General features: G+C 32.0%; 24 protein-coding genes. 21 read left to right on the top strand and 3 right to left on the bottom strand.

Annotated features, from left to right (window positions below; translation table 11 throughout):
* Positions 1-9: 9 nt before the first annotated feature.
* The 8 genes from JJ847_06295 to JJ847_06330 all read left to right on the top strand — a co-directional run bounded on the left by JJ847_06295 (position 10) and on the right by JJ847_06330 (position 7,724).
* Complete coding sequence (locus tag JJ847_06295; protein ID MBO6960492.1) at positions 10-738, top strand: DevA family ABC transporter ATP-binding protein; 729 nt, start codon at positions 10-12, stop codon at positions 736-738.
* A gap of 18 nt (positions 739-756) precedes the next feature.
* Complete coding sequence (locus tag JJ847_06300; protein ID MBO6960493.1) at positions 757-906, top strand: hypothetical protein; 150 nt, start codon at positions 757-759, stop codon at positions 904-906.
* A 60-nt stretch (positions 907-966) separates the two neighbouring features.
* On the top strand, positions 967-1,878 hold the full coding sequence (locus JJ847_06305) for a glycosyltransferase family 2 protein (GenBank protein ID MBO6960494.1): 912 nt from the start codon (positions 967-969) through the stop codon (positions 1,876-1,878).
* A gap of 130 nt (positions 1,879-2,008) precedes the next feature.
* The gene (gene rpsB, locus JJ847_06310; GenBank protein MBO6960495.1) at positions 2,009-2,713 is read left to right on the top strand and encodes a 30S ribosomal protein S2; all 705 of its coding nucleotides are present in this window, start codon (positions 2,009-2,011) and stop codon (positions 2,711-2,713) included.
* A 44-nt stretch (positions 2,714-2,757) separates the two neighbouring features.
* Positions 2,758-3,414 (top strand): translation elongation factor Ts, encoded by a 657-nt coding sequence (gene tsf, locus JJ847_06315; protein ID MBO6960496.1) that lies wholly within the window; start codon positions 2,758-2,760, stop codon positions 3,412-3,414.
* On the top strand, positions 3,350-4,504 hold the full coding sequence (locus JJ847_06320) for an adenylate cyclase (GenBank protein MBO6960497.1): 1,155 nt from the start codon (positions 3,350-3,352) through the stop codon (positions 4,502-4,504). Before tsf ends, JJ847_06320 begins: the two co-directional genes overlap by 65 nt.
* Before the next feature lie 22 nt (positions 4,505-4,526).
* Positions 4,527-6,983: an ATP-dependent DNA helicase RecG gene (recG, locus tag JJ847_06325; protein ID MBO6960498.1), complete on the top strand. Its 2,457-nt coding sequence runs from the start codon at positions 4,527-4,529 to the stop codon at positions 6,981-6,983.
* Positions 6,984-7,040: 57 nt separating this feature from the next.
* Positions 7,041-7,724 carry a D-Ala-D-Ala dipeptidase gene (locus JJ847_06330; protein MBO6960499.1) on the top strand — a complete coding sequence of 228 codons (684 nt, stop codon included), beginning with the start codon at positions 7,041-7,043 and terminating at the stop codon, positions 7,722-7,724.
* Positions 7,725-7,727: 3 nt separating this feature from the next.
* Here JJ847_06330 and JJ847_06335 read toward each other — a convergent pair whose 3' ends face one another.
* Entirely contained in the window at positions 7,728-9,515 is a 1,788-nt protein-coding gene (locus JJ847_06335) for an NADPH-dependent assimilatory sulfite reductase hemoprotein subunit (protein ID MBO6960500.1), read from the bottom strand.
* Positions 9,516-9,602: 87 nt separating this feature from the next.
* Here JJ847_06335 and JJ847_06340 point away from each other — a divergent pair, with 87 nt between their 5' ends.
* Positions 9,603-11,765, top strand: coding sequence for a glycine--tRNA ligase subunit beta (locus JJ847_06340; GenBank protein MBO6960501.1), 2,163 nt, complete (start codon positions 9,603-9,605; stop codon positions 11,763-11,765).
* On the opposite strand, the gene chlP is transcribed toward JJ847_06340, so the two are convergent.
* Positions 11,755-13,086, bottom strand: coding sequence for a geranylgeranyl reductase (gene chlP / locus JJ847_06345; GenBank protein MBO6960502.1), 1,332 nt, complete (start codon positions 13,084-13,086; stop codon positions 11,755-11,757). The genes JJ847_06340 and chlP overlap by 11 nt on opposite strands.
* A 112-nt stretch (positions 13,087-13,198) precedes the next feature.
* On the opposite strand from chlP, the gene JJ847_06350 reads away from it, so the two are divergent.
* From JJ847_06350 to ccsB, 5 genes are all read left to right on the top strand, one after another.
* On the top strand, positions 13,199-13,909 hold the full coding sequence (locus JJ847_06350) for a D-alanyl-D-alanine carboxypeptidase family protein (GenBank protein ID MBO6960503.1): 711 nt from the start codon (positions 13,199-13,201) through the stop codon (positions 13,907-13,909).
* 110 nt (positions 13,910-14,019) lie between these two features.
* Positions 14,020-15,816, top strand: a complete 1,797-nt coding sequence (typA, locus tag JJ847_06355; GenBank protein ID MBO6960504.1) for a translational GTPase TypA — start codon at positions 14,020-14,022, stop codon at positions 15,814-15,816.
* Between the two features lie 11 nt (positions 15,817-15,827).
* A complete protein-coding gene (locus tag JJ847_06360; GenBank protein ID MBO6960505.1) occupies positions 15,828-16,196 on the top strand; it encodes a DUF309 domain-containing protein in 369 nt (122 codons plus the stop codon).
* A 94-nt stretch (positions 16,197-16,290) separates the two neighbouring features.
* On the top strand, positions 16,291-17,019 hold the full coding sequence (gene lptB / locus JJ847_06365) for an LPS export ABC transporter ATP-binding protein (protein MBO6960506.1): 729 nt from the start codon (positions 16,291-16,293) through the stop codon (positions 17,017-17,019).
* A gap of 110 nt (positions 17,020-17,129) precedes the next feature.
* Positions 17,130-18,059, top strand: coding sequence for a c-type cytochrome biogenesis protein CcsB (gene ccsB, locus JJ847_06370; GenBank protein ID MBO6960507.1), 930 nt, complete (start codon positions 17,130-17,132; stop codon positions 18,057-18,059).
* 21 nt (positions 18,060-18,080) lie between these two features.
* Here the strand turns inward: ccsB and rpe are convergent, their stop codons facing one another.
* Positions 18,081-18,839: a ribulose-phosphate 3-epimerase gene (gene rpe / locus JJ847_06375; protein MBO6960508.1), complete on the bottom strand. Its 759-nt coding sequence runs from the start codon at positions 18,837-18,839 to the stop codon at positions 18,081-18,083.
* A 185-nt stretch (positions 18,840-19,024) separates the two neighbouring features.
* Between rpe and glpX the strand changes: the two genes are divergently transcribed.
* The 7 genes from glpX to JJ847_06410 all read left to right on the top strand — a co-directional run bounded on the left by glpX (position 19,025) and on the right by JJ847_06410 (position 25,974).
* On the top strand, positions 19,025-20,026 hold the full coding sequence (gene glpX / locus JJ847_06380; protein ID MBO6960509.1) for a class II fructose-bisphosphatase: 1,002 nt from the start codon (positions 19,025-19,027) through the stop codon (positions 20,024-20,026).
* A gap of 18 nt (positions 20,027-20,044) precedes the next feature.
* Positions 20,045-21,355, top strand: coding sequence for a glutamyl-tRNA reductase (locus JJ847_06385; protein MBO6960510.1), 1,311 nt, complete (start codon positions 20,045-20,047; stop codon positions 21,353-21,355).
* Positions 21,356-21,484: 129 nt separating this feature from the next.
* A complete protein-coding gene (locus JJ847_06390; GenBank protein MBO6960511.1) occupies positions 21,485-22,780 on the top strand; it encodes a glucose-1-phosphate adenylyltransferase in 1,296 nt (431 codons plus the stop codon).
* A gap of 95 nt (positions 22,781-22,875) precedes the next feature.
* Positions 22,876-24,294, top strand: a complete 1,419-nt coding sequence (gene gndA, locus JJ847_06395; protein ID MBO6960512.1) for an NADP-dependent phosphogluconate dehydrogenase — start codon at positions 22,876-22,878, stop codon at positions 24,292-24,294.
* Positions 24,282-25,019 carry a 6-phosphogluconolactonase gene (gene pgl, locus JJ847_06400; protein MBO6960513.1) on the top strand — a complete coding sequence of 246 codons (738 nt, stop codon included), beginning with the start codon at positions 24,282-24,284 and terminating at the stop codon, positions 25,017-25,019. The genes gndA and pgl overlap by 13 nt, the downstream gene beginning before the upstream one ends.
* A 30-nt stretch (positions 25,020-25,049) precedes the next feature.
* The gene (locus JJ847_06405) at positions 25,050-25,598 is read left to right on the top strand and encodes a CIA30 family protein (GenBank protein ID MBO6960514.1); all 549 of its coding nucleotides are present in this window, start codon (positions 25,050-25,052) and stop codon (positions 25,596-25,598) included.
* On the top strand, positions 25,588-25,974 hold the full coding sequence (locus tag JJ847_06410; GenBank protein MBO6960515.1) for a coat-like protein: 387 nt from the start codon (positions 25,588-25,590) through the stop codon (positions 25,972-25,974). Before JJ847_06405 ends, JJ847_06410 begins: the two co-directional genes overlap by 11 nt.
* Positions 25,975-25,993 lie beyond the last annotated feature (19 nt).

Below are 25,993 nucleotides of genomic sequence, written 5' to 3' on the forward strand. Positions count from 1 at the left end.
TGAAGATAAATGATTAAAGCTAATAAATCAAAAAAAAATGTCAATAACCTTAAAACAGTCTCAATAAATAATTTGAGTCACTTTTATGGAAAAAATGAGAATAAAAAACAAGTTCTTAATGACGTTAATTTAAATATTGATAAAGGCGAGTTGGTTCTTTTGAAAGGACCTTCTGGATGTGGTAAAACAACTCTTCTAACATTAATTGGGGCCTTGAGAACCTGTCAAAGTGGAGATTTAACTGTATTAAATAATCAGTTAAATGGAGCATCAAGGAAAACTCGTCAGATTCTTAGAAGAAGTATTGGAATGATTTTTCAAGGTCACAATCTTTTGAGATGTTTAACAGCAGAACAAAATGTTCAGATGGGCGCCGATTTAATAAAAGGTTTAACATATTTGCAAAGACGTGAAATAGCACGTAATTGGTTGTCAGCAGTAGGATTAGAAGAACATCATAAAAAGTTGCCAAATGACTTATCTGGTGGGCAGAAACAGAGAGTAGCAATTGCTCGAGCTTTATCAGCTAACCCAAAACTTTTATTAGCTGATGAGCCCACTTCTGCATTAGATAGCGTCACAGGAAGAGAAATAGTAACCCTTTTAAGGAAACTAGCAAAAGAGCAAAATTGTTCTGTACTTATGGTGACGCATGATCCAAGAATTTCTGATATGGCTGATAGGATATTAAATATGGAAGATGGTAAAATATTTAGTGCTCATAGTGAGCTAATATAATTAAAAGTTAAAAATTTTATGTCTAAGAGAAGGAATCTAAAAAAAGAAAAGCAGGAACGTAATAGAGCCTATGCTAGAAAATTTAAAAAAAGGAAATTAAGAACTGATGGAAGACCTGATGGTGGAAACGTTACAGGTACAGCAAATAATGGCGGTGCAGCTGACTAGGGAATATCTCTTATTTTTTCTTTTAGAGTTCAATATATTATGAATAATTAAGACATAATCATGAATGTAAGTATTATTATACCGACTTACAATAGGTTACCTATATTAGAGAAATGTCTATTTGCGCTTGAGAATCAAAAATTAAATACAAATATTGGAAATTATGAAGTAATAGTAGTTGATGATGGATCAACTGATGGAACAACCTCATGGATAAATAAAAACAAAGCTAATCTCCCACACGTTATTCTTTTTCAGCAAGAACATGGAGGGCCTGCACTTGGAAGAAATCTGGGAGTAATTAAATCAAAATATGAAATTATTATATTCATTGATAGTGATCTTATTGTTTTAGACAATTTTATAAATTGCCACGTAGAAAAATTACTTGCCTCTTGGAGAAAAAATGATAAAAAATGTTTTACCTATGGATCGGTAGTCAATACATCTAATTTTCTAAATCCTCAGAGTGAAAAACATAAAATAATGGACACTTCTTTTGCATACTTTGCTACTGGTAATGTAGCGATATCAAAAGAATTGATTTTAAGTGTGGGATTATTTGATACTTCATTTAGTCTTTACGGTTGGGAGGATTTAGAACTTGGAGAAAGATTAAAAAAAATTGGGACAAAATTAATTAAATGCCCAAATGCGGTAGGTTTTCATTGGCATCCACCATTTAATTGCGAACAAATAGATTCATTAATAACTCAAGAAAAAGAGAGAGCAAAAATGGCTTTGGTTTTTTATAAGAAACACCCAAATTTAAGGGTTAGATTTATGATTCAATTAACTCCTCTACATAATTTACTCTGGCAAATTCTTTGCTTGGGAGGACTAATCAGTGTTGATAGAATCCTTCCTTTATTAAGATTCCTAGTTAATAAAAGAAGAAATAGACTTGCACTTGAGATATTTAGGATCCCTCTAAATATGATTTACATTAAACAGTTAACCAAATCAAGATGAAAAACTTTTAGAAATACACATAACTTGCTAGAATAATTCAAACAAATTTCACACATCTGACAGTTTCGGGTGAATTATTAATATTAATTCCCCGTCAGATGGAGGCTAACCCGAAACCCTTTTTTAAATTATGGCTGTTGTATCACTATCAGAAATGATGGAAGCAGGTGCTCATTTTGGGCATCAAACTAGACGTTGGAATCCCAAGATGTCTAAGTATATATATTGCGCGAGAAATGGAGTTCATATTATTGATCTTGTTAAAACAGCATTGTGTATGAACAACGCGTATAAATGGACGAGAAACGCTGCAAAAAGCGGTAAACGTTTCCTATTTGTAGGCACAAAGAAACAAGCATCAGATGTAGTTGCTCAGGAAGCTACACGATGCGGAGCTGCATATGTAAATCAAAGATGGCTAGGAGGGATGTTGACTAATTGGACAACAATGAAAGCTAGGATTGAAAGATTAAAGGATCTAGAAAGAATGGAAAGTAGTGGTTCTATAGCAATGAGACCTAAAAAAGAAGCCGCAGTATTAAGGAGAGAACTTGAAAGATTACAAAAATACTTAGGTGGACTTAAGGGTATGAGAAGATTACCAGATGTAGTTGTATTGGTTGATCAGAGAAGAGAATCTAATGCAGTATTAGAAGCTAGAAAATTAGATATCTCATTAGTATCAATGTTGGATACAAATTGCGATCCAGATTTGTGTGAAGTCCCAATTCCTTGTAACGATGATGCCGTTAGATCAGTGCAACTTATTTTAGGAAGACTAGCAGATGCCATAAATGAGGGTAGAAAGGGCTCTAATGCCGAAAGAAAAAATTAAATTCCAATTTAAAACTTACTATTCACTATTTTTTATTACTTCAAATGGGAAACATTACAGCAAAACTTGTAAAAGATCTTAGAGACAAAACTGGCGCAGGAATGATGGACTGCAAAAAAGCACTTAACGAAACTGAAGGAAATCTAGATAAAGCTTTGGAATGGTTAAGAAAGAAAGGCATAGCTAGTGCTGAAAAGAAATCAGGAAGAGTAGCAGCCGAAGGGTCAATTGGTAGTTATATACATACTGGATCAAGAGTTGGAGTTTTACTAGAGTTGAATTGTGAAACTGATTTCGTTGCTAGAGGTGATATATTTCAATCTCTGTTGAAGGATGTCTCAATGCAAGTAGCAGCATGCCCAAATGTTGAGTATGTATCAATTGATGAAATACCAGAAGATGTTGTTGAAAAAGAAAAGCAGATTGAAATGGGTAGGGATGATTTATCAGGCAAACCAGAACAAATTAAAGAAAAAATAGTTGAAGGGAGAATAGCAAAAAGACTTAATGAGCTTGTTTTGCTTTCACAACCCTACATTAAAGATAGTTCTCTAACAGTTGAGGATCTTGTTAAACAAGCCGCTGCAAAAATTGGGGAAAATATCAAAGTAAGACGTTTTACAAGATATACATTAGGTGAAGGTATCGAAAAAAATCAGATGGACTTTGCTGAAGAGGTCGCATCAATGCAAACAAACTAGTCACTTGAATGATTTGAATAATTTCAATAATTACATAGATATAGATAAAATTAATTCTCAATTAGACAGAGCAAACATACAAAAAAGAATATTAATTAGAAATATCTATAGTGAATATGAACTTTATCTTAATCTAGTAAGAGATCAACTTTTCATTTCTGCAGAAAAAGGCCTTAATCAAATATATAGTTATCCAACAATAAATGATAATTTCTTAAATGAAAATGAATTCTATACTCTTTTTGAAAAAAAAATAAGTAAATTAATATCTACAAATTTGCCCTTTTTTACATTAGAGCAATTAAAGATAAATGAAATTGAAAAAAATATAGATAAGGAAATTAATTTTACTATTTTTGAAAGTTACACAAAAATAAAGGATGATCAAAAAGAAAAATTTCAATATGAAGATGGTTTTCAATTAAAAGAATCTACTCAGTTTGAGATTACTGAAGACTTACCAAATACCCCTGAATATTATCCATCTCATAATTATGAGAGATTCGTATCACTTGATTTAGATAATAACCACGATAATAATTATTCATCTAATAACAATTTTTTTGAAAATTTAGGAGTTAAGAAACAATTTATTTCCTCCTTAATTGAATTAATAGGAGAAGAAAAGGTGGAAAAAATAAGACATCAAGAAAAAGAAAATATCAATCAAATGGATAATTTAGCAAAAAATCAGATTCTTAATAGTTTTGATTTAATAGATAATTCATTGGAAAATTTACTATTGAATCTTTCTTACAACATTAACCAAGAATTATTCAAGGCAAATCTCATAAAAAAGATGATATCTAAGGACTCCTTTGATTACTTAGTGGGCAAAAATTTTATGATAAAACATCCATATCCTTTTGTTATTAATTTCGAATTAAACTTAAATCAGACATCATTAATCGGCAATGATTTTCCAAGCATTATTTTCTTCAATATATCCACTGTTGAGTTAGAGTTTAATAATCTAAATCTTTCTATTCAAAGGAAAAAAATAAATGAGCTAAAATATCAATTTCAGCGTTTGATTAAAAAAGAGAAATATTGGAGGCAAAAAGAAATAACTTTGAATAAAATACGATGAAAAAATAACTCTTTTTTCAGATGTGACTATTAGCGGGAATAATAATAATTTAATAAAAAACTGGATAAGACTACTTCAAAAGTCTCTAACTATTGAGACTGAAAACAAATTTATTAATACCTTAGGAAGAGAAAAATATTTTAATGATTATTTGCATGAATCATTAAAAAAACTAGATAATCTAAATCTCTCAGACGAATATTTAATGATATTTTATGAATTTTCTAAAAAATATAATGGATATAATAAATTAGATGTAAATCAAAGAAAACGATTAATTATAGATACAAGAAAAAATCTTTATAAATTAGGAAAAACTCTAGAAATAGAAAGTTCTTATAATATTTCCAGCAATGTTTTTCTGAATAAAGCAGATTCAAGTTTGTCTTTTGATTCAGATATTTCATTAATAAAAAATGTAGGAAAAGTTTATAAAAATAAGCTTAATGAATTAGGGATATTTCATATAAAGGATCTAATTAATTATTTCCCACGAACATATCTAGACTATACGAATAGAGTCAAGATAATAAATTTAAAACCAGAAAATTTATATACGTGCATCGCTAACGTTAAAAGATTTTATATTCATAAGAGTAAAAAAAATAGTAATTTATCAATAATGAATATTGTAGTTTCTGATGAAACGTCTTCAATAAAGGTTACAAAATTTTTTTTAGGAAGAAGATTTAGATCTTACTCCTTCTTCACATCTCAAAAATCTTTGTATACTTTTGGAACCAAATTAGCAATTTCCGGTAAGGTTAAATTGACAGATTATGGCAAAACTTTTGTAGATCCGCAGATTGAAATTCTTAAGGATAACAATGATAATTTTAATTTCTCAGGCAAAATATTACCCTTGTATTCATTAGGTGAAGCTTTATCAAATATGAGTTTTATAAAACTTATGAAAAAGGTACTAATTTATGCAAAGCAATATCCAGAAATTTTAAATAAGAAGCAACTTGATTCATTATCTTTATTATCAAAAGGAGAGTCGTTGATTAATATTCATTTTCCTCCAACTCAACAGGCACTTATTGAGTCAAAGAAACGTTTGGTTTTTGATGAGTTATTCCTACTTCAAATAAAGTTCCTACTTAGAAAAAGAAAGACGAATATGAATGTAATTTCCCAACAATTACCTCAAAAGAAATCTTTATTAAAAGAATTTTTAAATAATTTTCCTTTTGAATTAACGAAATCTCAACAAAATGTTTTAAATGAAATTAAGAAAGATTTATCTAATCCCGTGCCAATGTCTAGATTGCTTCAGGGAGATGTGGGAAGCGGTAAAACCATAATTGCAATAGCGTCTCTTTTACTTGTTATTGAAAAAAACCTGCAAGGTGCATTTATGGTGCCAACTGAGGTATTGGCAGAACAGCATTATAAAAATTTATTAAAATATTTGAATCCCCTTTTAGTTTCTGTTGAACTACTTACTGGCAATACTCCTCAAAAAAAGAGAAAAGAAATCTTCTCTAATTTGAAAAATGGATTAGTTGATATCATCGTAGGCACACATGCATTATTTGAGGATAAAGTCATCTTTAATGCATTAGGTATGGTCGTAATTGATGAACAACATAGATTTGGAGTAACTCAAAGAAATAGATTACTAAATAAAGGAGAAAATACTAACTTGTTATCAATGACAGCAACACCAATTCCAAGAACTCTTGCGCTTTCTATTTATGGTGATTTAGATGTGAGTCAAATTACAGAACTCCCCCCTGGGAGAGTTCCAATAACAACAAAAATAATTTCAGAAGATGATTTAACTAACCTGTTCAAGATTGTTGAAGATGAGATCAATAAGGGAAAGCAAGCTTATGTGATTCTGCCACTTATAGAAGATTCAGAAAAAATGAATTTAAGCTCAGCAAAGAAAATATTCAAACATTTATCAGAAAAGGTCTTTTTTAACAAAAAAGTTGGATTATTACATGGCAAATTAAGTTCACAAGAAAAGAATGAAGTAATTAATTCTTTTTTAAAGAATGAAATTAATATATTGGTTTCAACCACAGTAATTGAGGTTGGCATTGATGTGCCTAACGCCACAATTATGATTATTTATAATTCGGACAGATTTGGATTGTCCCAGCTACATCAATTAAGAGGCAGAGTTGGTAGAGGATCAACAAAATCTTTTTGTTATCTCGTAACCCCCGATAAAAATGGTTTAGAAAATAAAAGACTTTGTGTTTTGCAAAAATCTAATGATGGCTTTTATATTGCTGAAAAAGACTTGGAGCTTAGAGGACCAGGCCAGATTTTAGGATATAGACAATCCGGATTGCCTGATTTTGTGCTGGACAATTTACCTAACAATAAATTTCTTATTGATAAGGCTCGTGAAGAGGCTATTAAGATTGTTAGTGATGATCCTGATTTTAAAGAAAATATTGTTTTAAAGAATATACTTATTGATAATTCTGATAATAAATTCATTCATGATTTCTTAAATTGAAAAATATCATTGTAATTTTTGATATTTATGCGACTATAAATCAATTGCAAATTTCAATTGAAAATTTGGAATAAAATACCAATTAAGGATAATGGAGATAAATTGATAGCTATTCCTAGCTACCTAAAGTTTTTAGATCCACACCCTTACTCTCATTTAGGAGCACCTTACAAAGATAAAACTTCTATTTGGAAATTAAGAGAGGAGGTTGTAAATAGATTATTAAAAGTAAATGATTATTTTATATCAAAGAGTAGTTTTAACCTCTTAATTTATGACAGTTGGCGACCTTTAGAAGTCCAGGAATTTATGTTTAAAAGAGCATTTTTATTAGAGTGTGAAAAATCGGATGTTGATATTTCTTTTGAAAATATAAAATCTTATCCATCCATTTTAAAAAAAATTGAAAAATTTTGGGCATATCCTTCTTATGACACTAGGTATCCTCCCCCTCATTCAACTGGGGGTGCATTGGATGTTTGTTTATTAGATAAAGAGGGAAATCTTGTTGAAATGGGAGGTATGGTTGATCAAATGGATGAGACCTCAAATCCTAATTTTTATGCCAATATGAAGAATGAAGAAGCAATTATTTGGAATAGGAGAAGAAATTTATTAAGGAAAATTATGACTAAATTCGGATTCGCTCAACATCCTAATGAATGGTGGCACTTTAGTTATGGTGATCAATTATGGGCTTGGAAAAATAAAAAAGCAAATGCCCTATATGGAAAAATTTAAATTCTATTGATTTTCATTTAGTAAATTCAATATATAATTTTCATCTTGAGTATTTATAAAATCTCCGAAATCCAAATTCATATTACTCTTCCAATTATCAAATAGTGGTTGAAGAGTTTTTTCTAAATCGTTAAGTTCCATTTTTTGTAAGAATGGTTTAGCAAGCCTTTGTAGATTTTTACTTCCCCCCAACCATAATTGGTATTTGTTTTGCCCACTTCCGACAAGTGCTAATTCGGCCATGTAAGGCCTGGTACATCCATTCGGACATCCTGTCATTCTGAATAATATTGTCTTTTGTATTTTTAGATCTAATAGTAAATTTTCAATCCTTTTTAATACATCAGGTAATATTCTTTCAGCTTCAGTCATTGCAAGACCACAAAGTGGTAAAGCAGGACAAGCTAAAGCGTGTCTTTGTATTTCATTAATGTTTTCTAAATTTTCGTATCCAATTTTTGATAGAGATTTTTGAATTTCACCTTTGTTTTTATTGGCGATATTACAAAGTAAAATATCTTGATTAGGTGTGAGTCTTAAATCTAAATTATATTTTTTAACAATACTTGTGATGGTATTCTTCTTCTCTCCAGATAATCTCCCTGATAATAATGGTAAACCTACGAAATGGGAGGTTTTATTTTGTTTATGCCAACCAAGGTAATCAATAAGAACCTTATCAGGTTCTTTTCTAATTTTTTTTATTTCTTTTTTGAAATACTTATCAGAAAGAATTTTTTTGAACCATTTAATACCTTTTCTATGAAGAAGATATTTCATTCTCGAATTTTTCCTTGATTTTCTATCACCATAATCTCTTTGTATAGCAACAATGCTTTGTATTAATTCATAGACATCAGGTTCTTCAACATATCCAAGTGGATCTGCAATTCTGGCAAAGGTCTCTTCATTATTATGTGTGCGACCCATTCCTCCTCCAACATAGAAGTTGCAACCTTCTAACTTTCCATCTTTAGAGGTAAAGGCAACTATTCCTATGTCATTTGTAAGAAGATCAACAGAATTGTCCCCAGGAACTGTAACAGCACATTTGAATTTTCTCGGTAAATAAGTTGAACCATATAGAGGTTCATCTTTTATCCCACTAAAAACATTATCTTTGAATTGGAGCTTCCTAATTGCTTCAATATCTTTGTCAGGCTTTATGGTGTACTCTAAATCCCCATCAGCCCAAAGCTCTAAAAAAGTGCCTTGGCCAGCCATTGGCGTGAGAAGATCTGCAACTTTTTTTGCCAATGTTCTTGCAATATTATAGTCTGGCGAATCAAATGGAGCCGCGGGGGCCATAACGTTTCTATTTATGTCTCCACATGCGGCTAATGTGGAGCCCATTGAATTTACTATTGTTTGAATTACTTCTTTTAGGTTCTCCTTTCTAATTCCATGCATTTGAAAGGCTTGTCTTGTAGTGGCCCTAAGTGTTCCATTACCTAGTTTGTCAGATAATTCATCTAATGCTAAAAATAATTTCCCAGGGACTTCACCGCCAGGATTTCTTAACCTAAGCATCATTTGCCAATCTTTACTTTTGCCAGGCTTTCTATTTTCCCTATTATCTTGTTGATAACTACCATGAAATTTCAACAACTGTACTGCATCATTAGTGAAATGATCGCTCTCATTGATTAATTCCGTTGCAAGTGGTTCCTTAAGGAATTGGCTACTTTTTTTAAAATTTTCAAATTTAGAAACTTCTAATCCATTTGCCAAACAAACAGTTTCTTCTTTGGCAGAATTTTTTTTCTTTTTTACTTTCTCAATCTTGATCAAAGGACCAAAAAATATCTCTTTTTATACATTAGCGAAAAGCTTATTTAACTGGTAGTAAATTATAGTAATAGAAGTCATAATTTTCTCTTGTCTAAATATTTACTTGAGATAGGAACCGAAGAGTTGCCAGCAAAATTTTCTCATTCTGTTCTAGATCAATTTAAATCTCTTATAGAATTTGAATTGCATAAAAAATTAATCAAATACAACAATATAGTTGTTACCTCTACACCGAGAAGGATAGTTCTACTTATCGAAGGCTTAGTCGATTACGCAGAAGATAAGATAGTAGTGAGAAAAGGACCTAATGCAAGTTCGGCTTTTTTAAATGGATCTCCTACTAATGCTGCTTTAGGATTTGCAAAGAGTTTAGGAATTGATGTAGACAATCTAGAAATAAAAAATACAGAAAAGGGTGATTTTGTTTTTGGTACAAAAATTGAGCAAGGACAATCAACAAGAATTTCTTTGTCTTCAATTATTCCTAAAGTAGTAAAGAGTCTTCAAGGGCCTCGATTTATGAAGTGGGGCGCAGGGAACATAAAATTTTCAAGACCTATTCGGTGGATTACTTCTATTTACAATGATGAGATTCTTGATTTCGCGTTTGATGAATGTGATCCAAAAGTCGAAATAAGTAACAAATCTTTAAGCCATAGACTAATAAATGAAGTTTTTGAAGTTCAGAATCCTGATGATTTTTTTGCATTACTGAAACAAAATAGGGTATTAGTTAAGCGAAAAGAAAGAAAAGAAAAAATTAGAAGTTTAATAAATGAGGCGTCTAAATCACTAACTCTTGATGCTGACCTCTCTGAAGAATTACTTAATGAACTAACTGATTTAGTTGAATGGCCAGACTTGATTATTGGTAAATTTAGTGAAGAATTTCTAGATCTTCCTGTTGAAGTTCTTTCAACAGTTATGAAAACTCATCAGAGATATGTACCTCTATTATTAAAAAATAATACTTTTTCAAAACTTGATTTAAGTTCTGAAAAAAACATTAGTACTAATTTTTTTGTTATTTCAAATGGTCTTGAAGAATCAAATAGCAATATTGCCAAAGGTAATGAGAAAGTACTGAAGGCGAGGTTTTCAGATGCAAAGTTTTTTGTAGAAAGTGATAAAAAAGTTTCCTCAATACAAAGAAATGAAAAACTTAAATCTGTCTCTTATTTGAAAGGATTTGGAAATATTTTTCAAAGAGTTGAGAGAATAGAGGAAGTTACTAAAAAAATTCTCATATTTTTAAACGATAAGTCTTTAGATGATAAAAAATTAATAGAAGCAGCTAGATATTGTAAAAACGACTTGTGTAGTGAAATTGTTTTTGAATTCCCTGAGTTGCAAGGAATAATGGGTGGTAAATATCTTAAAAATGAGGGATTTAGTAAGGATGTTTGTTTGGCGGTAGCTGAACATTATTTACCTTCTTTTTATAAGGATGCTTTACCTTCTACAAAATATGGCGCAATAATTTCTATCGCAGATAAGATTGAAACTTTAATAAGTATTTTTATTTCAGGAAAGCGTCCAAGTGGATCATCTGATCCATATGCTTTAAGAAGAAATTTGAATGGAGTGATTAAAATAATTTGGAATTATGAATTTGATTTGCCTTTAGATAATCTATTTAAAGAACTAATCGATTCTTGGAAAATCTCCTTCCCTAATTTTAACTTCTCAAAAGAGGAAGTTTTAAATGATTTAAATGATTTTTTAGTTCAAAGAATTTTTAGTCATCTTGAAGAAATATCACTCAATAAAGAATTAATAAAAGCCGTTTTTACTTCTGATGAAGTTTCTCAAAAAAGAATATTAAATCTTATTGATCTAAAAAATAGAATTAAGTGTATTGTCGATTATAAAGAAAAGGAAATTTTTGTTGATATCCAGAAAATTATTACCAGGGTAAGCAAATTAGCTAATAATAACAATCTTTCAACAGAAGTTCTCTCAACAAGAGATTATGTAAATACAAAACTTTTTGAAAAAGATTGTGAATTGAAAGTTTTTGAATTTATTAAAGAATTAGAAAAACTTTTCCAAAAAGAATATTGCAATTATTTGAAACTTCTAAATTTGTTTGAAATTAATATAAAGACTATTGAAAATATGTTTGATAGTGAGAAGGGAGTTCTCGTAATGGCAGAGGATTTAGAAATAAGAAATAATAGACTTAATTTGTTGAGCTTAATTAGAAATTATTCTCTAAAAATAGCTGATTTTACACTTTTTAACTCTTAACTTTAATGCCCCCTTTTATTGAATAGTTTTCAAGCATCTTTTCTACTTCTTTATTTTCCCTTACAGCACTATCAACAGGTTTATAGCTTTGAGGTGCTAAAGCTTTTCCTCTTAAGATGGAACCAAGTGTAAGCATTGTAATTTTAAGTTGTTGTAATGGTTTCATAGAGACAACTCTTTTGTATAAGTAACTATCAAAAGTAAGTCTTTGAACATCCATGTCATCACACATCTCAACAAAGGCTTCTCTTGCAGAATCATTTCTGTAGAAAATATTTTGGAGGATTTCTAGTACCTTATAAGTTGTTCCATATTTTTTATCCCATTTTTTAAGATAGTTTTTTAGATCTTTTTCTGATGGAATTACTTGGCCGTTTTTTGATGCCTCAACAATTTCTTCAGCACACATTCTCCCGCTCTTTGCCGCAAAATAAATACCCTCACCAGAACTCTTTGTAACATAACCTGCTGCATCACCAACCAAAGCCATTCTCCCAACAACTCTTCTTGGTCTTGGATGCTCAGGGATAGGATGTGCTTCTACCTTTATAACTTCACCATTAACAAGTCTTTTCTTTGCCCTATTTCTTACTCCCTCTTGAAGACCTTTAATTAATGACTGATTCTTTTGCATTGTTCCAGTACCCACTGCAACATGATCATATTTAGGAAATACCCACCCATAAAAATCCGGAGAAACATCAGTGCCTACATACATTTCAGCAAGATCTTCGTAGTAACTCATTTCTTCTTTAGGTAGTTTAATTCTCTCCTGAAATGCAATAGCAACTTTGTAATCCCCTGCATCCATTGCTTTTGCTACTCTGCTGTTAGCTCCATCAGCTCCGATTAAAAGGTCAACGGTAAGCTCCTTAAGTTCTCCTTTTTTATCTCCATTCGTAAAATCTGAATAGGAGAGTTTATAAGGCCCTTGATTATTGTTACCAGTTTCAATAGAAGTAACTAATCCATTTATTAATGTTGCCCCAAGATCTGATGCTCTATTACGCATAAAAGCATCCATAACTTCTCTTCTACACATCCCAATAAACTCATTATCGCTTTCCCCATATACTCTATCTAGACTTATGTCTACCTCTCTATTTGATGGAGATATCATTCTCATATGCCTTACTTTCCTATCGATAATTGACTCTGGTAAATCAAATTCTTCTACCATGCAGAGAGGAATAGCACCTCCACATGGTTTCGCATTATCTAATTTTCTCTCGAAGAGCCACGTTTTTATCCCAGCTTTAGCAAGTATTTCTGCAGCACATGAACCACTTGGACCTCCTCCAATAACAGCTACTCTCAACATACGAAAAAAAATAATACTGTATATAAAAGCTACATCTTTTTTGCTTATAAAAGTGCATTTCTTAAAATAATAGTTAATATCGAAATATGTTTTTTAAATTCACCGCTAAATATTGGAACAAGAAAAAGATTTAACTGATTACGATATACCTATAGCTAGAAGAACTCACTTAAATAATCCCAATTCAATAGTATTAAAAAAATTATTAATATTTTCACCATTTCTTTTCCTCTTTTTTTCTATTTTTGCTTTTCGATTAATAAGAAATATAGAAAATGGATCCCTTGATAATCCAAATTTTCAGGCCCAAATAAATCAAGATCATAGAATTTTGGGCCATCTACCCTATTCCGAAATTCCCAATGAGAAACTAGTTGTAATTGAGCCCAATATTGAAGTTCATATTGATATGCGTGATTCTTTATTAAAGATGAGGGACGAAGCAAAAAAGGATGGGATATACTTAGTCTTCTTGAGTGGTTATAGGTCAATAAATTTGCAAAACGAAATCTTCTATTCTCTTAAATCTTCTAGAAATCAGGAAGCTGTTGAAAGAGCCAGAGTTTCAGCGCCCCCTGGATATTCTGAACATAGTACTGGTTTTGCAATTGATATTGGTGATGCTACTCAAAGAGAAACAGACTTTGAGACTGAATTCGAAAATACTGGTGCCTTTAAATGGTTAATAAAAAATGCAGCTAAATTTCACTTTAAGTTATCGTTCACCAAAGATAATAAATATATAGATTATGAACCTTGGCATTGGAGGTATGAGGGATCAATTGAAGCTTTAAGAGTTTTTGAAAGTTCAAATAGAGAATAAAAAATTTAAATGATTATATTTTTCAAAGTCTTTGAGAGAAAATACTCATAATAAGCATTCTTTGAGTTAGCCTTAATAGGTTCAATACAATATTTATATAAATTTTATAAATGTCATCTTCGATAAAAGAAATTAGGAATGTCGCAATTATTGCCCATGTAGATCATGGGAAGACAACTCTTGTGGATGCATTATTATCTCAATCGGGAATATTTAGGGATAATGAAGTCATCCCTACATGCGTAATGGATTCAAATGATCTTGAAAGAGAAAGAGGAATTACAATACTCTCTAAAAATACTGCAGTTAATTATAAAGACACCAGAATCAATATAATAGATACTCCGGGTCACGCAGATTTTGGAGGAGAAGTAGAGAGGGTTTTGGGAATGGTTGATGGTTGTCTGCTTATCGTTGATGCAAACGAGGGGCCAATGCCTCAAACACGATTTGTTTTAAAAAAAGCTTTAGAAAAAGGGCTTAGGCCTATAGTTTTTGTAAATAAAATTGATAGACCAAGAGTAGTACCAGAAATTGCAATTGATAAGGTTCTGGATTTGTTTTTAGAATTAGGAGCCGATGATGATCAATGTGATTTTCCCTATCTTTTTGGAAGTGGCCTATCTGGGTTCGCAAAAGAAGAGATGGAATCTAATAGTGATAATATGATGCCTCTTTTTGAAGCTATTATCAGACATGTTCCGCCTCCAGTGGGTGATGCAAATAAGCCTCTTCAACTACAAATAACTACTTTGGACTATTCTGATTTTTTAGGCAGAATTGTAATTGGAAAAATTCATAATGGAACTATAAAAAATGGTCAACAAGCTAGTTTAATTAAAGAAAATGGAAAAACTATTAAAGGTAAGGTTGGTAAACTATTAGGATTCCAAGGATTACAAAGGATTGACATAAATGAAGCATTCGCAGGAGATATCGTTGCCGTTTCTGGTTTCGATGACGTCAATATTGGTGAGACCATAGCATGTCCCGACTCTCCACATCCACTTCCATTAATCAAAGTTGATGAACCTACTTTAAATATGACTTTTGTTGTAAACGACTCACCATTTGCAGGTAAAGAAGGGAAATTTGTTACTAGTAGACAGTTGAAAAATAGATTGGAAAGGGAACTTTTAACAAATGTAGCCCTTAGGGTCGAAGAAACTGATTCACCAGATAGGTTTTCAGTTTCAGGAAGAGGAGAATTACATTTAGGAATTTTGATTGAAACTATGCGGAGAGAAGGGTTCGAGTTCCAAATCTCTCAACCTCAAGTAATTTTTAGAAAAATTGATGATGTTGAATGTGAGCCTATAGAGACTTTGGTCCTAGATGTGCCTGAAGTGTCAGTTGGCTCTTGTATAGAGAAACTTGGATCGAGAAAGGCGGAGATGAAAAATATGCAGACAAGTGCAGATGGGAGAACTCAATTAGAATTTCTTGTCCCATCAAGAGGATTAATTGGATTTCGTGGAGAATTTGTTCGGATAACAAGAGGTGAAGGTATCATGAGTCACTCATTTTATGAATATAAACCTAAAACAGGAGATTTTGAAACCAGGAGAAATGGAGTCCTGATTGCTTTTGAGGAAGGTGTGGCAACATTTTATGCATTAAAGAATGCAGAAGATAGGGGAGTCTATTTCATTAAACCTGGAGTTAAAGTTTATAAGGGAATGATAATTGGAGAGAATAATCGACCCCAAGATCTTGAGTTAAATATATGTAAAACTAAGCAATTGACTAACATGAGGTCTGCAGGGGCAGAAGAACTTGATACTTTGCAGTCACCTGTTGATATTACTCTTGAAAGAGCACTCGAATATATTGGTCCAGATGAAATGCTAGAGGTAACACCGGATTCAATAAGAATGAGAAAAATAAATAAAAAGAAAAAAAATTAATAATTAGTTTTATGCACGAAGAAAGTACAAAAAGTTTTAAAGACTCCCTTTTCACAGCTTTAAATCTTTTTAACAATCAAGAATGGTATGAGGCTCATGATGCTTTTGAAGAAATTTGGAATTCGGTTGATGGTGATGAAAGACAAGTCATCCAGGGAATTTTACAAGTATCTGTTTCTCAGTTTCACTTGACTAAGGGTAATTTAAATGGAGCTACTATTTTGCTTGGAGAGGGTTTAGGTAGAATAAAAACAAGAACCAAGATTAATTTAGGAATTGATCTTGAATCCTTCTGCCAATGTTTAGAAGATTTATTGAGGAAATTACAGAATAAAGAGCTACTAAATGAGAACGATAAGCCTTTTTTGAGACCTCTTTGATGAATATGAATATTTTTTTTTCTCCAATTAAATTATTAATTCTTGATTCATTTTTTTTAAAAGAAAAAAAGAAAACCAAACGATCTCAAGAAAAATGAACCTAAGAATTCATAATGTATCTCTTTCAATTAAAGGAAGATTAATCGTAAATAATGTTTCTATAACTGTAAATCCAGGGGAAGTTGTAGGTTTGATGGGACCAAATGGTGCAGGGAAAACTACAACTTTTAATCTTGCAGTTGGGAATATAAAACCTGATAGAGGTGAAATTTTAATGAATGGTAAAAATATAACCAATCTTCCTCTCCCAATTAGATCAAGACTTGGGTTGGGATATTTAACTCAGGAAGCGAGTATATTTAGAGACCTCACAGTTAAGGACAATATAGATTTGGCTTTGCAGAATTCTTCTTATAGTAGAGCAGCAATTAGAAACAGAAGAGAACAATTAATTAATGAATTTAATTTGAATAATTTTGTAGATAATTTTGGTTATCAACTTTCAGGTGGTGAGAGGAGGAGATGTGAAATAGCTAGGGCTCTTACTGTAGGCAGAAAAGGACCTAAATATTTGTTGTTAGACGAACCGTTTGCAGGAATTGATCCTCTAGCTGTAAATGATTTAAAGAAACTAATTCTTAAATTAAGTAGTGACGGGGTAGGTATTCTTATTACTGACCATAATGTAAGGGAAACACTTTTAATTACAAACAAATCATATGTATTAAGTGAAGGAAAAATTTTAGCTGAGGGATCATCAATTGAGTTAGCTGATAATCCCATAGTCAAAAAGTATTATCTAGGTCGTAATTTCAAACTTTGAAATCCTTTTGTAAAATAAATTAAAACTTTATTATTAAAAATTTTCTCACAAAGGAATGATTTAAATTATTATTTGGTTGTTATTGAAAATAAAAACGTATAAATTCTTGGATGATATTAAATAAACTTCTTGAAAATTTAATTTATGATCCAGTTTCGGTCTTAGGTCTTTTAGTATTTTATTTTTTATTAATTAATTTACCAATTTCTTTAAGTGCAGTTTTCAAAAAAAAGTCTTCATTAACGGTGAGACTTCTAACGATTCTAGTAAATTTACTTATATCATTTCAATTACTTTTTAGGTGGTCAATTTCTGGACACTTTCCTATTAGCAATTTGTATGAATCTCTTTATTTCCTTACTTGGGGGATCACAATGGGACAATTATTTATTGAAAGGGAATACCAATCTCCAATAATCCCCTCAATTGCAATATCTATTGAGTTACTGACTGTGGCATTTGCTTGTTTTGTTTTGCCCGAGGATTTGAAATTATCATCTAATTTGGTTCCAGCTTTAAGATCTAGTTGGTTGGTAATGCATGTTAGCGTTGTAATGCTTAGTTATGCAGCATTAATAATAGGTTCTTTACTTTCGGTTCCTGTTTTGTTCATTGATAAGGATAAGCCCCTTCAAATAAGAAGTAGTTCTACAGGTATTGGTGGTTTTAAAATTTCTAATAACTATTCTTTAAGTAATTTAGTTGAACCTATTGAATTTTCTCATTCAGAGGAATTAGATACATTAAGTTATCGTTATATATTAATAGGTTTTGTTCTTTTGACTCTCGGTTTAATTTCAGGTGCGGTCTGGGCTAACGAGGCATGGGGCACATGGTGGAGTTGGGACCCAAAAGAAACATGGGCATTTATTTCTTGGTTGTTTTATGCAGCTTATCTGCATATGAGAATAAGTAAAGGTTGGCAAGGACGTAAACCAGCATTATTAGCATCTATAGGTTTTTTAGTGGTCTTAATATGTTATTTAGGAGTTAATTTCTTAGGAATAGGTTTACATAGTTATGGCTGGATATTTGGGTGATTTGATAATCGTTAGTGATGTTTATTTGGGTTCTGAAAGAACGATACCTTTTTGAGCCTCTTGCGCAACTTTTCTCAAGTCATCACATCCCTCTTTTAATGTTTGGTAAGCAAACATTCCACTCCCTGCAATAAAACAATTAGCACCAGCATCGGCACATTGTGAAATAGTCCAATTCGCTTTTATTCCCCCATCAACCTCAATGTCGACATTTAAGTTTTTTTCGATAATAAAGTTTCTTATTTCTCTTATTTTATTAAGCATTGTTGGTATATAAGCCTGTCCACCAAAGCCGGGATTAACTGTCATAACCAGTACATGATCAACCATATCCATAATGTTTTTAATCATTTCAAAAGGAGTATGAGGGTTTAATGCAACAGATGGAGACCCTCCTAGGTCTCTTATTTTTCCAAGAACTCTATGTAAATGAATATTTGCTTCGGCATGAGCTATTACAACTCCTGGTTCACCATTTGCTCCTTTTGTAGCGTTTACATAAGATTCAAGCATAGTTTCACAATTGTATTGGCTAACCATTAATTGAGTTTCAAAAGGGACATTGCAATATTTCCTACATGCAGAAATCATTTCAGGGCCAAATGTAAGATTTGGAACGAAATTTCCATCCATTACATCAAATTGAATTCTATCTACCCCAGCTTCTTCTAGCTCTTTCACACATGCACCCATATTTGCCCAATCTGCTGGTAATACTGAAGGAATTATTTGAATTGGTCTGTTAACACCAACTAATTTTGTTTGATCTAACTCGGTCATTTTATTTTTAAATATTTAATAAAGATACTATATTTAGTTGTTTATTCCTAATTTCAAGTCACGGCCTGATAAAGTAACAGCTGTAAAGAGTTAAAAAAAGCTTTTTAGCATAATATTTCTCATAAAAATGATGTTTTTTGTGAGATCATACTCAAAACCTATTAGAAAATCCTCAAAATTTAATTGTGAATCAAACATTAATTCAAGAAATTCTCGAAGTTGTAGAGCAAGCTGCAATTGCCTCAGCAAAACTAACAGGACTAGGTCAAAAAGATGAAGCTGATGCTGCGGCCGTCGAAGCAATGAGATTGCGAATGGGCAAAATTGAAATGAAAGGCAAAATAGTTATTGGAGAAGGTGAAAGAGATGAAGCACCTATGCTTTACATAGGAGAAGAAGTAGGTAGTGGAAGTGGTCCAGGGGTTGACTTTGCTGTAGATCCTTGTGAAGGAACTAATCTTTGTGCTAATAATCAAAGAGGATCTATGGCGGTTTTAGCCGCCTCAGATACTGGCGGTCTTTTTAACGCACCTGATTTTTATATGAACAAATTAGCGGCTCCTCCCGCTGCTAAAGGAAAAGTAGATATTAGAAATTCAGCTACTGAAAACTTGAAGATTCTAAGTGATTGCTTGAATCTTTCCATTGATGAGCTTACTGTTGTTGTAATGGATAGAACCAGACATAAAGATTTAATTAAAGAGATTCGAGGATGTGGAGCAAAAGTACAACCAATTTCTGATGGAGATGTTCAGGCTGCCATTGCATGCGGTTTTGCGGGGACTGGGACACATTGCTTGATGGGTATTGGTGCGGCTCCAGAAGGTGTTATTTCTGCTGCTGCAATGAGGGCTCTTGGTGGACACTTTCAAGGACAACTAGTTTATGATCCAGCAATCGCTCAAACTTCTGAGTGGGCTGATTACACAAAAGAAGGAAATATAAATCGTCTAAATGAAATGGGAATAACCGATATAGATAAGATTTATGAAGCTAATGAATTGGCATCAGGAGAAAATGTTGTTTTTGCTGGTAGTGGAATAACTGATGGATTATTATTTAACGGTGTTAAATTTGAAAGGGATTGTGTTAGAACAAGCAGTCTAGTAATAAGTACATTAGATAGTACTGCAAGATTTACAAATACTGTCCATATAAAAGATGGTGCTAAGAGTATCAGCCTTTAAAAATTCACTTTTAATTTTATGCATATCGTTGTCGTCGGACTAAGTCATCGCACGGCACCCGTTGAAGTGCGTGAGAAGTTAAGTATTCCTGACCAATCCATAACACAATCATTGGAAGCATTAAAAGCTTTTTCTGATGTTTTAGAGGTTTCAATTTTAAGTACTTGTAATAGGTTAGAAATATATGCGCTAGTAAAAGATAAAAATACTGGTATTTCATCAATTAAAGAATTTATATCAGAATATTCCGGAATTATTTTTGAAGATTTAAATCCTCATCTTTTTTGCTTTAGACAAGAAGATGCAGTTTTGCATTTAATGAAAGTTTCTGCAGGACTAGATAGTCTCGTTTTAGGCGAAGGTCAAATCCTTTCTCAGGTAAAAAAAATGATGAGATTAGGTCAAGAGAATCAATCTACTGGGCCTATTCTTAATAGACTGTTAACCCAATCTGTTAGTACAGGTAAAAAAGTTAGATCTGAAACAAATTTAGGCACTGGAGCTGTATCAATCAGTTCAGCAGCGGTAGAACTCGCTCAATTAAAAATTGGACAAGAAAAGGGTGTTGATACTCTTGTGAGTTTGGAATCAGAGAAAGTTCTTGTAGTTGGCGCTGGACGAATGAGTAGGCTTTTAATTACTCATCTGAAATCAAAAGGATGTCATAAACTTATCCTAGTTAATAGAAATATTGATAGAGCATCAAATCTTGCTGCTGATTTCCCAGACATAGAAATTGTTTGTAAAGGTTTAAAAGAATTAGATAACAATATATCAATATCTACTCTTGTTTTCACTAGTACAGCCTCAGAAGAACCAATAATTGATCTTGCTAGAATTGAAAAATTAAATTTAAGTAATAAACTTAAATTTATTGATATTGGCGTACCAAGGAATATATCTAATGATGTTAAACAACATCAATCTGTAAAATCATTTGATGTTGATGACCTTCAAGAGGTCGTTTCAAGAAATCAAGAATTTAGACAGAAAATAGCAAAGGAAGCCGAATTATTAGTAGAAGAAGAAAGAATCATTTTTTTAGAATGGTGGGCAAGTTTAGAGGCAGTTCCAGTAATTAATAAACTTAGATCAGATTTGGAGTTAATTAGAAAAGAGGAATTACAAAAAGCTCTTAGTAGGATGGGACCAGATTTTTCTGCTAGAGAGAGAAAAGTTGTAGAAGCTCTAACTAAAGGAATCATCAATAAAATACTTCACACACCTGTTACTAAGTTGAGAAGCCCTCAATCAAGAGAAGAAAGACAAGCTTCTTTAAAAATCGTTGAAAAATTGTTTTCTTTGGTTGATGAAGATAAAAATAGTTAATATTGTCCACTTATATTAAGTTTTTATATTGATTTATCGAAATACCTTCGTAAACTGACCATTCCTATTTCTAAATTTGCCCATAATCAGTTACTTTAAATAGTTGTATCTCTACCTCCATTAGATTGAATGAAGCGTGTGTTGGCCATCATCCTCGGAGGAGGAAAAGGTTCTAGACTTTACCCTCTAACAAAAATGAGGGCTAAACCTGCTGTTCCATTGGCAGGAAAGTATCGTTTAATAGATATTCCAATTAGTAACTGTATTAATTCAGGCATAGAAAAAATGTACGTATTGACTCAGTTCAATAGTGCATCTCTAAATAGACATATAGGAAGAACGTATAATTTAAATGGCCCTTTTGGTCAAGGATTTGTGGAGGTTTTAGCCGCGCAACAGACTCCTGACAGCCCGAAGTGGTTCGAAGGTACTGCTGATGCTGTAAGAAAATACCAATGGTTATTTCAAGAATGGGATGTTGATGAGTATTTAATATTGTCTGGTGATCAATTGTATAGGATGGATTACAGTTTATTTGTTCAGCATCATAGAGATAACGGAGCGGATTTAACTGTTGCAGCATTACCTGTTGATGAAGCTCAAGCAGAAGGTTTTGGCCTAATGAGAACAGATGATTTAGGGAATATTAAAGAATTCAGTGAAAAGCCTACTGGAGAGAAGCTGAAGGCAATGGCAGTGGACACCTCAAAATTTGGATTGACAAAGGAATCGGCTGCAGAAAAACCATATCTTGCCTCAATGGGGATTTACGTTTTTAGTAGAAATACTCTTTTTGATCTTTTAAACAAATTTCCAAATTATACAGATTTTGGTAAAGACATAATTCCTGAAGCTCTAAAAAGGGGGGATACTCTTAAGAGTTATGTCTTCGATGATTATTGGGAAGATATTGGAACGATTGGAGCTTTCTTTGAATCAAACTTGGCATTAACAGAGCAACCAAAACCTCCATTCAGTTTTTATGATGAAAAATTTCCAATTTATACAAGACCTAGATTTCTTCCTCCTTCTAAACTAGTAGATGCTCAGATTACTAATTCAATAGTCTGTGAAGGTACAATCTTGAAGTCATGTAGTATTTTACATTGTGTTTTAGGTGTAAGAAGTAGAATTGAAAGTGATTCTGTTCTTGAAGATACTTTGGTAATGGGTGCAGATTTCTTTGAATCGCCTGAAGAGAGGATTGAATTAAGAAAAGGAGGTGGAACACCCCTTGGAGTAGGTGAAGGAACTACTGTAAAAAGAGCAATACTTGATAAGAATACGAGGATTGGTGATAATGTTGTGATAATTAATAAAGATCGAGTAGAAGAAGCAGATAAGCCAGAATTAGGCTTCTATATAAGAAACGGGATTGTCGTAGTAGTTAAAAATGCAACTATTGCAAACGGAACTGTTATTTAAATCTTTTCGATCATTTTTCGCTGACATAAGTTCTTTTTTTGAGCAATTTTGTTGAGTTAAAGGCACACTATATTTATTGAGTTTTTTAATTTTTTATGTCCAAGGCACATTTCGGTTTAATAGGTCTTGGTGTTATGGGCGAAAATTTAGTTCTTAACGCAGAGAGAAATGGATTTTCTAGTGTAGTTTTTAATAGAACGTTCTCAAAAACTGAAGAATTTTTGCAAGGTCGCGGTCTTGGAAAAAATATAGAGGGAGCTGAAACTCTTCAAGAATTTGTTAACAAGCTCGAGAGACCTAGAAGAATTCTAATGATGGTAAAAGCTGGACCCGCAACAGATGCAGTGATAGACAATATTTCTGGATATCTTGAGGAAGGAGATTTATTAATAGATGGTGGTAATTCTCAATTTAAAGATACAGAAAGAAGGGTAAATACCCTTGAAAGTAAAAGTTTTGGATACATAGGAATGGGAGTCTCAGGTGGCGCCAAAGGTGCTCTTGAGGGCCCAAGTATGATGCCTGGGGGTACTAAGGCTTCATATGATGCAATAGAAAGCTTATTAACTAAGATGGCGGCCAAAGTTGAAGACGGCCCATGCGTAGCATATGTTGGGCCAGGAGGCTCAGGTCATTTTGTAAAAACTGTTCATAACGGAATCGAATATGGAATTGAACAAATACTTGCAGAAGCTTATGACCTTATGAAGAGAGTTAAAGGTATGAATGGACAGCAGATGTCAGAGGTATTTGGTATTTGGAATAATACTGATGAATTAGCTTCTTATCTTGTCGAGATAACAGAGATTTGTCTAAATACAAAAGATGAGATAACTGGAGATGATGTTGTAGAAAAAATATTAGATAAAGCTGGCCAGAAAGGTACTGGTTTATGGACTGTTGTAAGTGCTCTAGAACTGGGGGTATCAGTCCCAACTATTTATGCATCTTTAAATGCCAGAGTAATGAGTTCTTTAAAAGAGCAACGTAGTGAGATTGAAAAAACTATTCCATCTAAAGAGATAGAGGATTTTGATTTAGGAAATATATCAGATGGAATGAAACCTTTATTTGATGCTGTAGTCCTTTCCACCATCGCTAGCTATGCCCAAGGTATGGATATTTTAAGAGAAGCATCTGCAGTATATAACTATGGTTTGAATATGCCGTCAATTGCTCAAATATGGAAAGGTGGCTGCATAATTAGATCAAAATTATTAAGTAAAATTCAAGATGCTTATAATAAAGACCCTAATCTAAAAAATTTAATTTTTGATGATTGGTTCAATAATGATATTGCGAGTAGATTAGATAACTTAGCTAAAGTAGTCTCTTTATCTACAAAAGCTGGTATACCAGTACCATGCCTATCCAGTACTTTAGATTACTTGAATAGTTATAGAACCAATAGACTTCCCCAGAATCTTGTTCAGGCTATGAGGGACTGTTTTGGATCTCATACTTATGAAAGAATTGATAAGGAAGGTAGTTTTCATACTGAATGGATGAAATGATTGAAAAGGTCAAAAATGGATACACCATAAATATATACAAAGACAAATTAGAACTATCAACAGCTGTTTTTAAGTTTATTGAGAGTCAAATTATTCGTAATTTAAAAAATAAAGAAAGGTTCAAATTTTGTGTAAGTGGAGGCTCAACTCCTAAAGCCGTCTACAAGCTCTTATCTAATAGTGATCTTAGATGGGATATGGTTGATGTCTTTTTAGGAGATGAAAGATGTGTTGATCCAAATTCAGAATTAAGTAATACGTTGATGTTGAAAAATACATTGTTAACTAATTTTGGATCTAAAGCTTTTTTTTATGAAATTTTCAATAATTTAAATGCTGATGATGAAACGATAAAAAATCAATTTATTTCTAAATTATTTGAAAAATGTGGATCAAACCACCCCTCCTTTGATTTAACTTTATTAGGTCTTGGAGACGATGGTCATACAGCTTCACTATTCCCTTATCAAAAAAATAATAATCTAGATGATTTCGTGATTTTTAATGAGGGTAAAGGATTAAAAAGAATTTCATTAACTCCTAAGGTCCTTTCAGCCTCATCAAAGATAGTATTTTTAGTTAGTGGAGCTTCTAAAAGAATTGCTCTTGAGAGGTTATTAGATGAAAAAGAGCCACCAGATAGAACACCATCAAAATTAATAAAATCTATTAATCAAATTTCAATATTTTGTGATCAGGAATCAGCAAAAGAATTAGAAATTTAGTTAAAGTTATTTAATAATTTAAATTATTTAATGAGTAAGAAAAAATTTTTATTCCAAAAAAAGGAGTTTGATGGTTGGAAAACATTAAATGATACTGTTATGGGCGGATCAAGTTCAGCTTTTTGTGAAATTTCAAATTCGGGTTTGATATTAAAGGGTAATATTGTCGAGAAAGCAGGAGGATTTGTTAGTTGTAGATCGTCTATATATAAACCTTCTTTAAATGTATCTGAGTATTCATCCTTTGAATTAAATATTGATGGACAAGGAAGAACTTTTAAATTTGCTGTTGCTTGTGAAGATGATCTACTAGGACTAACCGAATTTATTCCGGGTGGACTTAGATGGATTAAATCATTCCCAACAAAGAAATTCGGGACAACAAATGTTCAAATTCCTTTTAGTGAGTTAAAACCTTCAGTAAGAGCTAATAAAGTACGTTTCCCATTTAAATTCAAGCCATCTAAAATTAAAAGATTGCAACTACTACACTCTAAGTTCGGTGATGATGGATTACTTAATAATGAGTTTAAACAGGGTTCAATAAAAGTTTTAATTAAATCAATAAGTGTTATTTGAAAATCCACCAAAAAATATAGAGAGCTTAATCGCTAAGTCAGCAGATCTAACAAATAAACCTTTTGTTCATTCTGTAGTAAAAATAAATGGTGAATACGAATTTGAAGATGAAGATATTGATTTAACAGTTAATATCTTATGTCGAGATAAAGAAGGTAAAAGATTAGAAATTTATGATCTTGAATTAGAACTTTTTAAATCAAATAAAGATTTGGTTTTAGTAATCTCTAAGCTTAACTTCCCTGATGCACCAATATTATGGTGTGGAGTTAAAACATTATGGATGGATAGCAATAATGGGAAAAAATGCGACTCACCAAAATATAGCGCTAGATTGGAAAATTTAGCAAATAGGATAAAAAGTTTTATTGATTAAAAAAATAAAATTTGAGCTG

The organism is Prochlorococcus marinus CUG1438 (genome assembly GCA_017644325.1).
GTDB lineage: Bacteria > Cyanobacteriota > Cyanobacteriia > PCC-6307 > Cyanobiaceae > Prochlorococcus_A > Prochlorococcus_A marinus_AA.

What these genes read in the sequence shown, in the direction of transcription:
- JJ847_06295 (MBO6960492.1), top strand. Translation starts at nt 10, where the DNA reads ATGATTAAAGCTAATAAATCAAAAAAAAATGTCAATAACCTTAAAACA.
- JJ847_06300 (MBO6960493.1), top strand. Translation starts at nt 757, where the DNA reads ATGTCTAAGAGAAGGAATCTAAAAAAAGAAAAGCAGGAACGTAATAGA.
- JJ847_06305 (MBO6960494.1), top strand. Translation starts at nt 967, where the DNA reads ATGAATGTAAGTATTATTATACCGACTTACAATAGGTTACCTATATTA.
- rpsB (MBO6960495.1), top strand. Translation starts at nt 2,009, where the DNA reads ATGGCTGTTGTATCACTATCAGAAATGATGGAAGCAGGTGCTCATTTT.
- tsf (MBO6960496.1), top strand. Translation starts at nt 2,758, where the DNA reads ATGGGAAACATTACAGCAAAACTTGTAAAAGATCTTAGAGACAAAACT.
- chlP (MBO6960502.1), bottom strand. Translation starts at nt 13,086, where the DNA reads ATGTTGAGAGTAGCTGTTATTGGAGGAGGTCCAAGTGGTTCATGTGCT.
- typA (MBO6960504.1), top strand. Translation starts at nt 14,020, where the DNA reads ATGTCATCTTCGATAAAAGAAATTAGGAATGTCGCAATTATTGCCCAT.
- JJ847_06360 (MBO6960505.1), top strand. Translation starts at nt 15,828, where the DNA reads ATGCACGAAGAAAGTACAAAAAGTTTTAAAGACTCCCTTTTCACAGCT.
- lptB (MBO6960506.1), top strand. Translation starts at nt 16,291, where the DNA reads ATGAACCTAAGAATTCATAATGTATCTCTTTCAATTAAAGGAAGATTA.
- ccsB (MBO6960507.1), top strand. Translation starts at nt 17,130, where the DNA reads ATGATATTAAATAAACTTCTTGAAAATTTAATTTATGATCCAGTTTCG.
- rpe (MBO6960508.1), bottom strand. Translation starts at nt 18,839, where the DNA reads ATGACCGAGTTAGATCAAACAAAATTAGTTGGTGTTAACAGACCAATT.
- JJ847_06385 (MBO6960510.1), top strand. Translation starts at nt 20,045, where the DNA reads ATGCATATCGTTGTCGTCGGACTAAGTCATCGCACGGCACCCGTTGAA.
- JJ847_06390 (MBO6960511.1), top strand. Translation starts at nt 21,485, where the DNA reads ATGAAGCGTGTGTTGGCCATCATCCTCGGAGGAGGAAAAGGTTCTAGA.
- gndA (MBO6960512.1), top strand. Translation starts at nt 22,876, where the DNA reads ATGTCCAAGGCACATTTCGGTTTAATAGGTCTTGGTGTTATGGGCGAA.
- pgl (MBO6960513.1), top strand. Translation starts at nt 24,282, where the DNA reads ATGGATGAAATGATTGAAAAGGTCAAAAATGGATACACCATAAATATA.
- JJ847_06405 (MBO6960514.1), top strand. Translation starts at nt 25,050, where the DNA reads ATGAGTAAGAAAAAATTTTTATTCCAAAAAAAGGAGTTTGATGGTTGG.